This window comes from Bradyrhizobium sp. NAS96.2, from assembly GCF_001908235.1.
Lineage (GTDB): Bacteria > Pseudomonadota > Alphaproteobacteria > Rhizobiales > Xanthobacteraceae > Bradyrhizobium.
This window is the reverse complement of the sequence record NZ_LGHK01000098.1, coordinates 22,731-36,636: the sequence shown is the minus strand read 5'-3', so window position 1 is coordinate 36,636 and position 13,906 is coordinate 22,731. Positions and strand designations below refer to the sequence as shown.

The 13,906-nt window shown below is 66.2% G+C and carries 12 protein-coding genes; 2 read left to right on the top strand and 10 right to left on the bottom strand.

The genetic code is table 11. The features are described 5' to 3' along the window. A partial coding sequence (locus tag AC628_RS21750) for an AsmA family protein (protein ID WP_143201732.1) occupies nt 1-736 on the bottom strand: 736 nt, incomplete at its 3' end. A gap of 211 nt (nt 737-947) precedes the next feature. Then, nucleotides 948-2,180: a cytochrome P450 gene (locus AC628_RS21745; RefSeq protein WP_074128795.1), complete on the bottom strand. Its 1,233-nt coding sequence runs from the start codon at nt 2,178-2,180 to the stop codon at nt 948-950. 148 nt (nt 2,181-2,328) lie between these two features. On the opposite strand from AC628_RS21745, the gene AC628_RS21740 reads away from it, so the two are divergent. Continuing rightward, nucleotides 2,329-2,940 carry a TetR/AcrR family transcriptional regulator gene (locus tag AC628_RS21740; RefSeq protein WP_074128790.1) on the top strand — a complete coding sequence of 204 codons (612 nt, stop codon included), beginning with the start codon at nt 2,329-2,331 and terminating at the stop codon, nt 2,938-2,940. 4 nt (nt 2,941-2,944) lie between these two features. Here the strand turns inward: AC628_RS21740 and AC628_RS21735 are convergent, their stop codons facing one another. The 8 genes from AC628_RS21735 to AC628_RS21700 all read right to left on the bottom strand — a co-directional run bounded on the left by AC628_RS21735 (nt 2,945) and on the right by AC628_RS21700 (nt 12,942). Then, complete coding sequence (locus AC628_RS21735; protein WP_074128789.1) at nt 2,945-4,237, bottom strand: MFS transporter; 1,293 nt, start codon at nt 4,235-4,237, stop codon at nt 2,945-2,947. A 50-nt stretch (nt 4,238-4,287) separates the two neighbouring features. Further along, nucleotides 4,288-5,034: an ABC transporter ATP-binding protein gene (locus AC628_RS21730; RefSeq protein WP_074128788.1), complete on the bottom strand. Its 747-nt coding sequence runs from the start codon at nt 5,032-5,034 to the stop codon at nt 4,288-4,290. Continuing rightward, nucleotides 5,015-6,814: a branched-chain amino acid ABC transporter ATP-binding protein/permease gene (locus AC628_RS21725; RefSeq protein ID WP_074128787.1), complete on the bottom strand. Its 1,800-nt coding sequence runs from the start codon at nt 6,812-6,814 to the stop codon at nt 5,015-5,017. The genes AC628_RS21730 and AC628_RS21725 overlap by 20 nt, the downstream gene beginning before the upstream one ends. Next, nucleotides 6,814-7,671 (bottom strand): branched-chain amino acid ABC transporter permease, encoded by an 858-nt coding sequence (locus AC628_RS21720; RefSeq protein WP_074128786.1) that lies wholly within the window; start codon nt 7,669-7,671, stop codon nt 6,814-6,816. The genes AC628_RS21725 and AC628_RS21720 overlap by 1 nt, the downstream gene beginning before the upstream one ends. A gap of 18 nt (nt 7,672-7,689) precedes the next feature. Next, a complete protein-coding gene (locus tag AC628_RS21715; RefSeq protein WP_245321264.1) occupies nt 7,690-8,886 on the bottom strand; it encodes an ABC transporter substrate-binding protein in 1,197 nt (398 codons plus the stop codon). 162 nt (nt 8,887-9,048) lie between these two features. After that, nucleotides 9,049-10,032 (bottom strand): NAD(P)-dependent oxidoreductase, encoded by a 984-nt coding sequence (locus AC628_RS21710; RefSeq protein WP_074128785.1) that lies wholly within the window; start codon nt 10,030-10,032, stop codon nt 9,049-9,051. A gap of 12 nt (nt 10,033-10,044) precedes the next feature. Continuing rightward, nucleotides 10,045-11,901 carry a TRAP transporter large permease gene (locus AC628_RS21705; protein WP_074128784.1) on the bottom strand — a complete coding sequence of 619 codons (1,857 nt, stop codon included), beginning with the start codon at nt 11,899-11,901 and terminating at the stop codon, nt 10,045-10,047. Nucleotides 11,902-11,910: 9 nt separating this feature from the next. Next, the gene (locus AC628_RS21700; RefSeq protein WP_074128793.1) at nt 11,911-12,942 is read right to left on the bottom strand and encodes a TRAP transporter substrate-binding protein; all 1,032 of its coding nucleotides are present in this window, start codon (nt 12,940-12,942) and stop codon (nt 11,911-11,913) included. Nucleotides 12,943-13,100: 158 nt separating this feature from the next. On the opposite strand from AC628_RS21700, the gene AC628_RS21695 reads away from it, so the two are divergent. Continuing rightward, the gene (locus AC628_RS21695) at nt 13,101-13,847 is read left to right on the top strand and encodes a FadR/GntR family transcriptional regulator (RefSeq protein ID WP_245321263.1); all 747 of its coding nucleotides are present in this window, start codon (nt 13,101-13,103) and stop codon (nt 13,845-13,847) included. Nucleotides 13,848-13,906 lie beyond the last annotated feature (59 nt).

Below are 13,906 nucleotides of genomic sequence, written 5' to 3'. Positions count from 1 at the left end.
CGCGCTGGCCCGGCGTGCCCGCCAGCGTCACGGCGCCCTCGAACCGCGGCGCGCGGGCTTCGAAGGTCAGGATGCCGTCGAGGTCGGCCGACACCGGCCGCTGACCGGGATCGATGTTGAAGTGCAGGCGGGTGCCGCTGCCATCAGCGCTTTGCCCCGAGGAGATCCGAAACGGGTAGCGGTTGCCGTCGAACATGAAATTGCCGTCGCCGCGGATCGCGCCGGCCAGCGAGCGGACATCGCCGCTGAAGGCAATATCGTTCAGCTCGAGCGTGCTGCGGCTCGCGGCATCGTGCAGCGCGACGCGGCCGGTCAGATTGAGACGGTCGATCGCCAGCGACGCCAGATTGAAGGTCCCGCTCGAAGGCGACCAGTCGATCCGCCCCTTCGGGTCCAGCCCGAGATCGAGCGACAGGCCATTGATGGTGAGCTCGTTCGCGCGCACTTCGCCGCGCATCAGGGAGCTCAGGCTGAACTCGACGTCTAGATTGGCGGCCCTGACCTTGCCCATGTCGTTGGCGCCGCCGACGGTGACGGTTTTCAACCGGAGCGAGGGAGCGGGCAGCAGACGCGCGTCGAGATTGCCGGCAACGCGAACCGGCGCGCCGATGATCTTGGACGCCTCCGCCTCGAACTGCGGCCTGAACTGGTTCCAGTCTACGAAATACGGACCGACCAGCGCAGCGACCAGTGCCAGAATGAAGGCGATTGCCAGGCCGAGCAGCGTCGTCTGCACGGTGTCTCCCTTTGAGCCCGCTCCGCGGCAGCCTCCTTATGCTGAACCCTTTGCCAACCCTTGGCCGGAGCAACCCAAATATAGAGACAAGTATGGCGAAGTCACAGCGGCTTTACCGCCGCGACGTCAACTGGAACGTGGATTTCCGTTCAAGCGTGCGTGCGCTCCGGCCGTCGCGGCAGGAACGCTGCCCTGCCGCCGATCCGGAATGTCACCAGCTGGCCGGGAGCCGCTTCAGCCCGCGCAGCACGAAGGTCGGCCGCCACTCCGGATTTTCCGCGTCATCCAGCCGCAGGTCGGGGATCCGGCGCAGCAGCGTCGAGATCGCGACCTCGGCCTCGATCCGCGCCAGCTGGGCGCCGAGGCAGAAATGGATGCCGCCGCCGAACGACAGCGGCTTCACGTTCGGCCGCTGGATGTCGAGCTTTTCGGGATGGTCGGGATAGACAGCCTCGTCGTGATTGGCCGAGCCCAGCAGGCACAGTACGCTTTCCCCCTTCGGGATGCGCTTGCCGCCGAGATCCTCGATGTCTTCCAACGCGACGCGGCCGGTCAGCTGCACCGAGGAATCGTAGCGCAGGAACTCCTCGATCGCGTTGGTGATCAGGCCCGGATTGGTCTTCAGCAGCGCGAGCTGGTCCGGGTTGCGGAACAGCGCGAGCAGGCCGTTGCCGATCAGATTGACGGTCGTCTCGTGGCCGGCGCCGAACAGCAGGATGATGTTGGCGGTCAGTTCCTCGTTGGTCAGCTTCTGGCCGTTCTCCTCGGCCTGCACCAGCTGGGTGGTGAGGTCGTCACCGGGCTGCTTGCGGCGCAGCTCGAACAGCTGGTGGAAGTACATCGCGGCCATCGCATTGCCGGCGTTGCCCTGCTTGATCTCCTCCGCCGACAGCGGCACCGGCTCGAGCAGGCGGCCGCCGTCGCGCGAGCCGTTGTAGAAGGCCTCGCGATGCTCCTCCGGGATGCCGAGCATGTCGCAGATAATGGTCACCGGCAGGCGGAATGCAAAGTCCTCGATCAGATCCATCTTCCCCTGCGGAATGATGCGGTCGAGCGTCTCGTCGACGACGTGCTGAATGCGCGGGCGCATGTCCTCGACCCGGCGCGCAGTGAACGCTTTGACGACGAGGCCGCGCAGCCTTGTGTGATCCGGCGGATCCTGCTGCAGCATCCAGTGGCTCATGCTGCGGATGACCGGCTCGTGCATGATCTTGGGGCCGTAGCGACGGATCGAGCGCTCGACGTAATCCTTGCCGAACCGCTTGTCGCGCAGCACGAGGCTCGCCTCCGCGTGGCGGCTGGCGACGAACGCGCCGTGCGCGTTGACATGCATCGGATCGAGGCGGCGCAGCCGCTCGTAATATGGATAGGGATTGCGAATGAATTCGGGTGCCAGTGGATTGAAAAGCGGATCGCCGCTGGCCGGCTGAACTTGCTCGTTCATGGTGACCTCGTTCGCTCGCTGCACCAGTGCCTGTAGCGTGGTGCGCCTTGGTGTCATCCTCAAGACCGCACCACAAATGTGCGGCTGTTCTGGTTCTGCAATTCGATACACTCTTGTATCGAGTTGCATTCTGCCCTAAAATGCGCCGATGTCAAGGGTTCGAACCAGACCGACACGGGACGACACCTGCGAGAAGCTGTTCGAGGCAGCGGCGCGGGTGTTCGAGGAACAGGGCATCGGCGGCGCCAGCATCGAGGCGATCGCGGCCGCGGCGGGCTTCACCCGCGGCGCGTTCTATTCGAACTTCAAGAGCAAGGACGAGCTGATCTTCGCGATGCTCGAGGATCACGTCGAGCAATCGATCCGGCGCAATCTCGATCTGCTCGCCAAGCACAGCGACCTCGCCGACTTCCTGGAGGCACTGCGCACCGTGGATCGCAGCCGGCAGGATCCGCTCGGGCGCTCGCCCCTCCTGCATATGGAGATGATCCTGTTCGTGGCGCGCGCCGAGAAGCGCCGCCCCGAACTCGCCAAGCGGCTGCGCGCACGGCGCAAGCTGATCGCCGACATCGTCGAGACCACGCAGAAGAACAGCGGCAGGAACGCCAGACTCAATCCGGACTGGACCGGCGCGATCGTGCTGGCGCTGGAAGACGGCTTCCGCCTGCACCGCCTGATCGATCCGGACACCACACCCGCCGACAGTTGCCTGCGCGCGATCACCGACCTGCAGCGGGCGATCGGCGTTTCGTCCGCCTGAAGCGTCAGGCCGCGCTGGCGACCTTGTGCATTTGTCCGGCGACGGCGCGGACCTTGCGGGGCGAAGCCTGCCAGATCGCGAGCGCCGACAGCAGGCTGACGGCGATGCCGAGCAGGAACGCGCTCGTATAGCTGCCCGAGAGATCATAGAGCTGTCCCGTGATCCACGGGCCTGCGGCCCCGCCGGCGAGCGCGGCCAGCATCACGGTGCCGAAGATGCTGCCGTAATGCTTGCCCTGGAAGATCTCGAGCACCACCGGTCCCATCACCGAAGTCAGGCCGTAGCCGAGCGCGCCCTGCGTGAAGACCATGAGATAGATCAGCGCCATGCTCGGCCAGTATTTCAGCGCGGCGAGTGCGGCAAAGCAGATCACGAAGCCGAAGCAGGAGATCGCCCACACCCATTCGCGGCCGATGCGATCGGACAAATGCCCGAGCCAGATCTGGCCGGGAATGCCGAGCAGGCTGACGACGCCAAGCGCCCAGACGCCGACATTGGAGCTGAAGCCGATGTCGAGCAGGAATTTGGTCTGGTGCACCTGAACGGCGTACCAGATGTACAGGCCGCAGAAATAGCCGATCGCGATCCACCAAAACCGCGCGGTGCGCAGCGCACGCGGCAGCGTCCAGTCGGTGCCGGCCCATACCGGATCGACGATGTTTGATGCCGGCCTGGCCGACGTCGCCGGCGGCGCGGCATCGCCGTCCGGCTGCAGGCCGATGTCTTCCGGCCGCTTGTGCAGCAAGAGATTGATCGGCGCGAGCACGACCAGCACCATGATCCCCATCGCGGTGCAGGCGGTGCGCCAGCCGGTGTGCTCGATCATGTGCTGCACCCATGGCAGCAACGTCACCGAGCCGATGCCGACGCCGGCGAACGCGAGCCCGATCGCCAGCCCGCGGCGGCGGATGAACCAGTTCGGCACGAACAGCGATTGCCCGGAATAGCCGAGGCAGACGCTGCCGGCGCCGACCAGCACGCCGATGGTGAGATAGAGATGCCAGGGCTGCGTGGTCAGCGGCGCCAGCAGCAGGCCCGAGCCCATCAACAGGACGCCAAGCTCGATCACCGCGCGCGGCCCGCCGCGGTCCATCAGCCGGCCGATCAGCGGGCTCGCGATCGCCGAGGCGACAAACCCGAACGAGAATGCGCCCGCGGTGATGCCGCGCTCCCAGCCGAACTCCGAGATGATCGGCGGATAGAACAGCGAGAATGCCGTCCGTGCGTTGACGCCGATCGCCATGGTGACGAACGTCACCGCGACGATGGTCCAGCCGTAGAAGAAGGGAAGCCGCATGACCACCTTGTGTCAGACCTGAATTGAACTGTCGATGCCCGCGATTTCCATCAGCCGCCCAGCGCGTGGCTTTCATGGCCGAAATAGGCGCGCTCGAGCCGGTGCGCGAGATCGCTTTCACCGGTCACAGCCTCCAGCGCGATCGCGCCCTGCACCAGCGCGTAGACCCGATCCGCGCAGGCCAGCGCCTTCTCGAGCAGCTGTTCGACCAGCAGCACGGAGGTGCCCTGCTCGCGCAACCGTCCGATGACGTTGAGGACACGGTCGACCAGCACCGGCGACAATCCCGCGGAGGGCTCGTCGAGCATCAAGAGCCGCGGACGGCGGACCAGCCCCTGCGCCACCGTCAGCATCTGCTGTTGCCCGCCCGACAGCGCGCCGCCGCGCTCATGCCGCTTCTCGGCGATCTCGGGAAAGAATGACAATGCCTCATCGACGCGCACGGCGCGCTCCGCGCGTGGCAGGTCGTAGCCGGCGAGCAGCAAATTGTCGGTCACCGAGATCTGCGTGAACACGCGATGTCCTTCGATCACGTGCACGAGCCCGGCCCGCGCGGCATCACGCGGCGTGGCGTTGGTCATGTCGCGGCCGCCGAACCTGACCTGCCCGGCAGTGACGGGCAACAGGCCCGACATCGCGCGCAGCAGCGTGGTCTTGCCGGCGCCGTTGGGGCCGAGCAGAGCGACGACCTCGCCGGCGGCAATCGCCATGTCGATGCCGTGCAGCACGCGGATCTTGCCGTAGCCGGACTCCAGAGCGCGCACGTCAAGCAGAGGTTCAGCCGCCGAGGTAAGCACTGACGACCTCCTTGTGGACTCGGATCTCCGCCGGCGTGCCCGCCGCCAGGGTGCGGCCGAGATTGAGCACGGTGACCTGGTGGCAGATGTCGAAGATCAGGTCGGCATGATGCTCGACCAGCAGCACGCCGGTGCCGCGGCCGCAGACCGCCTTGATCAGGGTGGCGAGCCGCTCGATCTCGTCATTGGAGAGGCCGGCCGCGGGTTCGTCGAGCAGCAGGAAATCCGGATCGAGCATCAGGGCGCGCGCGATCTCGATGAAGCGCAGCTCGCTGTGCTGCAGACGGTCGGCGCGCACATCGGCGAGCGCCTCGAGGCCAACGACGCCGAGCAGCGCGCGCGCCTTCTCGGCCAGCATACGCTCGTCGGTACCGTTACGCGGCAGCGCAAGCATTGCCTCGACGAAGTTGGCCCGGCCCTCGATCGAGCCGCCGATCATGACATTCTCCAGCACCGAGGCTTCGCCGATCACGCGCGGCGTCTGGAAGGTGCGCGCGATGCCGCAAGCGGCGCGCCGGACCGGCTGGCCCGCGGGGAGCGTCTCGTCCCCGAGCGTCATGGTGCCGGCCTTCGCGGCGTAATAGCCCGAGATCACGTTCAAGGTGGTGGTCTTGCCGCTGCCGTTCGGCCCGATCAGGCCGTGGATCTGTCCTGGCGCGACATCGAGGTCGAGGCCGTCGATCGCTTTCACATTGCCGAAGCTGAGCGCGATGCCGCGGAGCTGCAGCGGCTTGCCGCCATCACGCCGGCGGACGATGTCGGCGAGCGCGGCCGGGCGCGGGACAATGGCGCGGTTGCTGGCGAGCGGACGCCGGTTGCGGAAATCGAGCAACGCCGCGATGCCGCCGGGCATCACCAGCACGATCAGAAGCAGCAGAACCGCGTAGAGGAAGGTCGACCATGAAGCGAGTGGTGCTGCGATCTCGGGCAGGATGGTCAGGATGATGGTGCCGAGCATCGGCCCGAGGATCGAACCGCGGCCGCCGATCAGGATCGCGATGAAGAACAGCACCGAGAGATCGAAGGTGAAGGCGTCGGGCGTGATGTAGGTCTGTAGCGTCGCAAACAAGCCGCCGGCGATCGCCGCCAGCGCGCCGGCGAACAGGAAGATCGCGATCAGCATGTTCGGCTTGGAGATGCCGCTGGCCTCGGCGGCGACTTCAGCGTCGCGCACCGCGATCAAAGCGCGGCCGAAGCGGCTGCGCGCGACGTTGGCGCTCATCCAGGTGGTGAACGCGGCAAACGCGATGCAGAGCCCGTAAAACCCCCACGGCGTATTGAACGGCGCGGAAAATTCCGGACCGGCAATGCCGATGCCGCCGCCGGTCACGCTCTGCCAAGCCAGCGCGATCTGGGTCACGATGGTCGCAAAGCCCAAGGTCGACATCGCGAAGTAGAAGGTGCGCAGGCGCAAGGCCGGCAGGCCGACGATCACGCCGAAGATCGCGCCGATCAGGCCTGCGATCGGTAGAGCGGCAAACACTGGAATGGCCGGCATCACATTGCCGGCGACCAGCACGCTGGTCGTGTAGGCGCCGAGCGTCAGCAGCGCGACATAACCGATCGCAAGATGGCCGGCAAAGCCGACCACGAGATTGAGGCCTGACACCAGCACCCAGTAGATCGCCATCCGGGTGCCGATCAACACCCAGTAATCATTGCTGACGAAGGGCAGCAGCACGGCCAGCACGAGGATGCCGAGGAACGGCAGGATGTGCGGCAGCGCGGCGCGCCAGGCGCCGCTGTCGGTTCGGGGCGGAGCGGCTGCGACCGAGGTCATCACACCCTCCGCGCGGTCGACGCGCCGAATAACCCTTGCGGCGCGGCGAGCAGCACCACGATGAACAGCGTGAATACCGCGACCGAGGAGAAGATGCCGCCGACCAGGAAGTTCGCCGCCTGCTGGAACAGGCCGAGCGCCAGCCCGCCGATGATCGCGCCCCTGTTGTTGCCGAGCCCGCCGAGCGCGACCGGCACGAAGCCGTAGAAATTCAGCAGCGCGCCGTTGGCGAAGAAGGCGAGCAGCAGCTGCCCGCCGGAAAATCCGGCGATGCCGCCGACCATTCCGGCCAGCGCGTAGCTCGCGACGCGCAGATTGCGCTCCGGCAGGCCGAGCGCCCGTGCGGCGAAATTGTCCTCCGCGATGGCGAGGAACGCGCGGCCGACCAGCGTGCGGCGGTAGAGATATTCGAGGCCGATGATGGTGACGGCACAGGCCACGACGGGCAGCCAGAACTTTTCATCCAGCACACCCTCGCCGAATCCTGCGATGCGCGGGAACGGCTGCGGCTCGGTGCCCCATTTGATCGCGGTGACCTGCTGGATCATCAGTGCGACCGCCAGGGTCGAGAGCACGTAGAGATGCTGGTCGAGGCTCTTGAGCACCGGCCGCACCGCGACGAATTCAGTGATGATCCCGATCACCGCGCAACAGAGCAGCGTCAGCACGAAGCCTGCGACAATCGGCAAACCGAGCTTCAGCGTGAACATCGAGCCGAACACGCCGCCCAACATCGCAAGCTGGCCGGCGGTGAAGCTCATCACCCGCGAGGTCGAGAACATCGTGTTGTAGGTGACGCCGACCAGCGCGTAGATCGCGCCCGCCGCGAGACCGGATGCAAGGATCGAGGCCAGCATCGGCTACGCCCCGCCGGCCTATGTGTATCCCGGCGCCAGCGCGAACGTGCCGTTCTTCGCGGTGGAGGATTCCGACATCACGATCTCTTCGGTCAGATAGCCGTTATGCTCGGTCGGCGAGAAACGATAATTGCCGAAGTAGCCGGGATAGGTCGACAGCGAATTCCAGTATTTGATGATGCCGGCGCTGTCGGTCGAGCCGCTCTCGGCGACTGCTTTCGCGATCAGCTCGATGCAGTCGATGCCGCCCGCGACCCACCACAGCAGCGTATCGTTCAGCGCGACATTGGCCTTGGTCAGGCGCGCGACCAGGTCCTCGCTCTTCGGCGGGAGCTTGCCGGCGCTGTCATAGCTGCAGCTCTTGTAGCCGATCGCGTAGACCTTCTTCCAGTTCACCGGCTTGGCGACCAGGCTCGCAAGCTCGCCCGACGCCATCGAGGGATGGCCGACGAAGGGAACGTCCCAGTTCATCGCGGCGCGGGTGTTGAACATCCGCGCCTCCATGCCGGTCGAGACGCTCCACACCACGATCGCCTCGGCGCCGGCGTTCTTGGCGCGCAGCATGTCCGGCGTCATGTCGGGCTGCGTGGCGTCGATATTGGCCTGATAGACCACCTCGGCGCCGTCCTTCTTGAACGCCGCGACGGAGGCGCCGACTGCGGTGACGCCATAGCCGGTGGTGTCGCCGATCACGGCGACCTTCTTCACCTTGAGGATCTTGAGGCAATAATTGCGCACGGCGTCGTCCCACTGATTGTTCGACGGCGCGATGCGGAACGCGTTGGGGTACTTCACCGGATCGATCAGGGTTTCGACCACGCAGGGGTGCAGGTCCGGCATCTTGGCACGCGCCATGATCGGCGTCGTCGCCAGCGCCTCGCCGGAATTCAGCGGCCCCCAGATCGCATGAACCTTGGCCTGGCTGATCAGCTCCTGGGTGGCGTTCACGGCCTTGGTCGGATCGCCCTGGGTGTCGCGCATCACAAGCTCGATCTTGCGGCCCTTCACCCCGCCGGCGCCGTTGATGGCATCGACCGCGAAATTGACGCCGCGGTTGAAGCCAACGGTCGGCGCCGAGCTCGGGCCGGTGATCGCCGCAAGGCAGCCGATCTTGATCGGTTCCGATTGTGCGATCGCAGGAGCCGGGAAGGAAAATGATGCGGCGCCCAAGGCGCCGGCGCTGCCCAACAAGACGTCACGGCGTGAAATGGCCATGTGATGCACTCCCTGTTTCCCTCTCGGCGCCCGTCGTTTGTTGCGGGAGGTCCGATCATTGCTTGACCGCGCGCTCAGCGGCCGCGGTTTGCAAAATCGAGTTTGGGCTGCATGCCGAGGTCTTGTCCAGCCCCGCGGACGGCATTGCGCCTTGTTGAACTTTCATAGCCGCGGCCGCCGCGTCCAGTGCTCGGAGTTGACGGCGCCGACCGGTATCTCGCCGGCGACGATCCTCGCCACCTGGCGCACGGTCTCCGAGGATTGATGCTCGATCGCCTGCGGCGTCAGGCCGCCGACGTGCGGCGTTGCGATCACATTGGGCAACCTCGCGAGTTCCGGCGACGGCATCTGGTCGGGCGCGCGGCCGACATCCATCGCCGCACCCGCGATGCGGCCGTCGCGCAGCGCCTCCGCCAGCGCCGCCTCGTCGACGAGATTGCCGCGCGACAGGTTGATGAAGAACGCGTGCTTCTGCATCCGCGCCAATGCGGCCCGCCCGATCAGGTTCTCGGTCTGTGCATTGGCGATCGCGAGGCAGACGACGTAGTCGGCGCGCGGCAGCAGGTCGTCGAGCGGCAGATGCGCGATCGCGGCGTCATCGATGGCCGCAAAGGGATCGGCGACCAGCACGTTCATGTCGAGCACTTTGGCGATCCCGGCCAGATAGCGCCCGATGCTGCCATAGCCGATGATGCCGATCGTGCTTCCCGCAAGCTGGCGGCCCATCACGACCTCGGGCGCCCTGCCCGCGTGATAGTCGGCTGTCGCGCGGGAGACGCCGCGCGACAGGTCAACCATGAAGCCGAGCGCGAGCTCGGCAACCGACTGGACGAAGCCGGCGCTCGCCTGCGTCACCAGCACGCCGGCGGCGGACGCCGCGGCCACGTCGATGTTGCGGATATCGACCGCACAGCGCACGAAGGCACGCAGTTTCGGTAACCGCGGAAAGATTTCGCCGGGCCCCTGGGTCATGCGATCGGCGACGATGATGTCGACATCGGCCGCGGCTTCGACCAATGCCGCCGCGTCGAGCGCCTCCTCCCCCTCGTGCAGCCTGACGTCGGCGACCGCGCGCAGGCCGCTCAGGCTACGCTCGCCGTAATAGTCGCGGCGCATCTGCGGGGTATGGGCGAGCAGCACTTTCATGAGCGTCTCCCCCTAATAGCCGAGCGCATGCGGCAGCGCCGTGCTGATGGCCGGCACGAAGGCGATCACCAGGAGACACAGCAGCAGCAGTCCGAGATAACCCGCGATCGGCTTGATGGTCTGCTCGATCGGCACATTGCCGATCAGGCAGGCGCCGTAGAGGCCAAGACCAAGCGGTGGTGCAAAGAGCCCGAGCCCCATCGCGATCACGAGCACGACGCCGAAATGCAGCGGATCGATGCCGAGCTTGACCGCAACCGGCAGCAGCAGCGGTCCGAAGATGATCAGCGCCGCGGCGCCCTCGAGCACCGAGCCCATCACCACCAGCACCAGGATCGACAGCAGCATGAACAGCCAGACGCCATGGCTGCCCGAGATCGCCAGCATGAGCTCGCCGACGGCGTGCGGCACCTGCTGCAGCGTCAGGATGAAGGCCAGCGATTGCGCAGCGGCGACGATGAACAGCACCAGCCCCGAGCGAACGGCCGATTGCACGAAGCAGTGCGCGAGACTCTTCACGCCGAGTTCGCGGAACAAGAGGCTGCCGACGGCAATCGCATATACCGCGGCAAAGGCCGAGATCTCGGTTGCCGTGGCGAAGCCGCTCTTGAAGCCGAAGAAGATCATGAAGATCAGCCCGAACGAGGCGATCGCGCCGGTCCACAAGCCAGACACTGCGGCGCGCGGCTCGGTTTCGACGCTTGCCTCCGGGCGCTTGCCGAAGATGATCGACACCGCGATCAGCGCCAGCGCCATCAGCACGGCCGGCAGCATGCCGGCGACGAACAGGCCGCCGATCGACAGATTGGCGACGAAGCCGAGGATGATCAGGTTGATACAGGGCGGAATGGTTTCAGCCATCACGGCGGAGGCGGCGAGCAGCGCCACGGCGCCGCCTGGATTCTGCCGCGAGCGGCGCGCCGCGGGGATCAGCACCGAGCCGACGGCTGCGACGTCGGCCATCTTGGAGCCGGAGATGCCGGAGAACAGCACCATCGACATCACCATCACGACGTTGAGCCCGCCGCGCATCCGCCCGACTGCGCGCTGCAACAGCTCGATCAGCCGCACCGACATGCCGTTGGCTTCCATCAAATAGCCGACCAGGATGAAGAATGGGATCGCCAGCAGTACGAAATTGTCGATGCCGCGCGCCATTTGCTGGGCGAAGATCACGCCCGGCAGCGTGCCCTCGACCCAGATGAAGATCAGCGCCGCCAGCGCCAGCGCAAAGCCGATCGGCAGCCCGCCGAACAGCGTGAGGAAGAAGCCGATCAGCATCAGCGTCTGCGACGACGGCACCGACGACGGCGCAAATGCGTCCCAGGCCAGATAGAGACCGACGATGACAGCCGTCGTGATGATGCCAGCCACCATATCGCGCAACGGCCGGCTACAGAACGTCTCGAACGCGAATACCGTCATGAACGCGGCGCCGACGCCCATCGGATAGAACGTCCACTCCAGCGGCAACCCGGAGCCGGAGGTCTGGCCGGTGGTCAGCCAGCCCATCTTGATGGCGTTGAACGCGACATAGGCGGCAATGACGGTGACAAGCAGCGCACCGACCGCGTCGACAACGCGGCGCACCGCCGGCGGCAGCATGTCGACGAAGAAGGCGACGCCGAGATTCTCGCTGCGTGCAAGTGCGCTGGCCGCGCCGAAGAAGCTCGACCCGACCATCAGGCCGCGGGCGACGTCGTCGGACCATTCGACCGGCGCATTGAACAGGAAGCGAGCCAGCACCGAGACACAGACCACCACGAGATCGGCGGCGAGCAGGATCGCGGCGATCGCGTCACTGATGGCGAGCAGCGGCGCGGTGATCCGATCAGGGCTGCTTCTCGTCGCAATCGCGGCGACCGACATGCGCCGACCTCAGGCCTGGGTGGCGCGGATCAGATCGACGACGGCCTTCGCCTCAGGCCGCGCCTTGATGAAATTGTCGGTCTGCGGCAGCACGCGCTTGCGGAACGCCTCCTTGTCGCATTCGACGACCGTGACGCCCTTCTCCACCAGGCTCGCCAGTGCCTCCTTCTCGCCCGCGAGCCCATGCGCGCGGGTATCGGCCGCGGCCGTCTTCGCGGCATCAAGGAAGCCTTCGCGCAGCTTGGGAGCCATGCGGTTGAAGGTGGTGTCGCTGAAATAGACCGCCAGCGGCGAGAAAATATGCTGGGTCAGCGCGTAGTGCTTCGCCGTCTCGTAGAACTTGCTGGCCAGGATGGTCGGCGGATCGTGCTCGAGACCGTCGAGCACGCCAGCCTGCAGCGCTGTGTAAATCTCGCCGAATGCCAGCGGTGTCGCCGCCGCGCCCATCAACCGCAGGCATTCGGTGATGATCGGGTTGGGCAGCGTGCGGATCTTCAGGCCGGCGAGATCTTCCGGCGTCTTCACCGGCTTCTTCGCCAGCACGCTGCGTGCGCCGAAATTATAGGCCCAGGCGATGATGTGGATGCTGGCGCCCTTGAGCAGCGCATCCTCGATCGGCTTCGCCGCGCCGGCGTCGAACGCCTTGGTCTGCTGCTGGTAGCTGGTGAAGAGGTAGCCGAGGTCGAACGTGCCGACCAGCGGCACGAGGTTCGCAGAGATCGACGAGCCCGAGACCATCAGGTCGATCACCCCGAGCTTCACCGAGTTGATGACGTCGATCTCCTGGCCGAGCTGGTTGTCGGGGAAGAAGGTGACCTCGATCTGCTCGCCGAGCCCGTTCGCCTTCAGGCTCTTGACCAGGTTGTCGTAGTAGACGCGGCCGTTGGCGTATTTGGAGTCGTTCGGAAGCGACGACGAGCACCGCATCTTCATGGTCGCAGCCTGCGCGCGGCCGATGACGGCGGGCGCGGCGACGAGCCACGCTGCGGCAGCGGCCGACGACCGCAACACAATACGGCGGCTCACGCGCATCGACGTCATGATGGAACTCCTCCCCAGGAACGGATCGTTGTTGTGGCCGCGACGCTGGCTGGCGCGAGCTTGGCAGACCATTTGTCATAATGTATGATAAATGAAATGCGGTTGTGCAAGAGCGCGGCTCGGCGGCGGCGCAGGCACCAACCCCAGCGAGGCATCCGATGTTCCAGACATCCAACGCATTGCGCCGGAGCGTGCACAGCCAGGTCACCGACCGGGTCGGCAGCAGCATCGTGCGCGGCGAGATCGGCGTCGGCGAGACGCTGCCGCCGGAGATGCAGATCTGCGAGATGATGGACGTCAGCCGCACGGTGGTGCGCGAGGCGATCCGCACCCTCACCGGCAAGGGCCTGATCGAGTCGCGGCCGAAGAGCGGCACACGGGTGCGGCCGCCCGAGCAATGGAATCAGCTCGATCCCGACGTGCTGCGCTGGCACCTCGAGACCGCGGAGATCGATCGCTATCTGGCAAAACTGTTCCAGCTGCGCTCCGCGGTCGAGCCCGCCGCCGCGGCGCTGGCCGCGACCCATGCCGGGGAAGACGACATCGCCCGCATCCGCGCCGGATGCGACGGCATGGACGCGGCAAAGACCAATGAGGACTTCGTCGCCGCCGACATCGCGTTCCACCAGGCGATCTATTTCGCGACCCGCAACGAGTTCTTCTGGCCGATCGCCCAGATGTTCGAGATCACCCTGCGCCAGAGCTTTACGATCGCGGCCCCCGGCTCACACCGTCCGCGCGCGCTGCGCGAGCACCGCGCGGTGCTGGATGCGATCGTCGCCGGCGATGCGGAGGCCGCGCGCGAGGCGACCGTCGTGCTGCTGGCGCATTCCGCCGACGATCTGGTGCGGATTCGCGGCCGGGAGTTCGAGACGGCATCGGAGCGGGATAAGCGGAAGCGGTAGTGGTGTGAGCCCGGGGGCACCACTCTCACCCGCGTCGTCCCTGCGAAAGCAGGGACTCA

What these genes read in the sequence shown, in the direction of transcription:
- AC628_RS21745 (WP_074128795.1), bottom strand. Translation starts at nt 2,180, where the DNA reads ATGAACGAGCAAGTTCAGCCGGCCAGCGGCGATCCGCTTTTCAATCCA.
- AC628_RS21740 (WP_074128790.1), top strand. Translation starts at nt 2,329, where the DNA reads ATGTCAAGGGTTCGAACCAGACCGACACGGGACGACACCTGCGAGAAG.
- AC628_RS21735 (WP_074128789.1), bottom strand. Translation starts at nt 4,237, where the DNA reads ATGCGGCTTCCCTTCTTCTACGGCTGGACCATCGTCGCGGTGACGTTC.
- AC628_RS21725 (WP_074128787.1), bottom strand. Translation starts at nt 6,814, where the DNA reads ATGACCTCGGTCGCAGCCGCTCCGCCCCGAACCGACAGCGGCGCCTGG.
- AC628_RS21720 (WP_074128786.1), bottom strand. Translation starts at nt 7,671, where the DNA reads ATGCTGGCCTCGATCCTTGCATCCGGTCTCGCGGCGGGCGCGATCTAC.
- AC628_RS21715 (WP_245321264.1), bottom strand. Translation starts at nt 8,886, where the DNA reads ATGGCCATTTCACGCCGTGACGTCTTGTTGGGCAGCGCCGGCGCCTTG.
- AC628_RS21710 (WP_074128785.1), bottom strand. Translation starts at nt 10,032, where the DNA reads ATGAAAGTGCTGCTCGCCCATACCCCGCAGATGCGCCGCGACTATTAC.
- AC628_RS21705 (WP_074128784.1), bottom strand. Translation starts at nt 11,901, where the DNA reads ATGTCGGTCGCCGCGATTGCGACGAGAAGCAGCCCTGATCGGATCACC.
- AC628_RS21700 (WP_074128793.1), bottom strand. Translation starts at nt 12,942, where the DNA reads ATGACGTCGATGCGCGTGAGCCGCCGTATTGTGTTGCGGTCGTCGGCC.
- AC628_RS21695 (WP_245321263.1), top strand. Translation starts at nt 13,101, where the DNA reads ATGTTCCAGACATCCAACGCATTGCGCCGGAGCGTGCACAGCCAGGTC.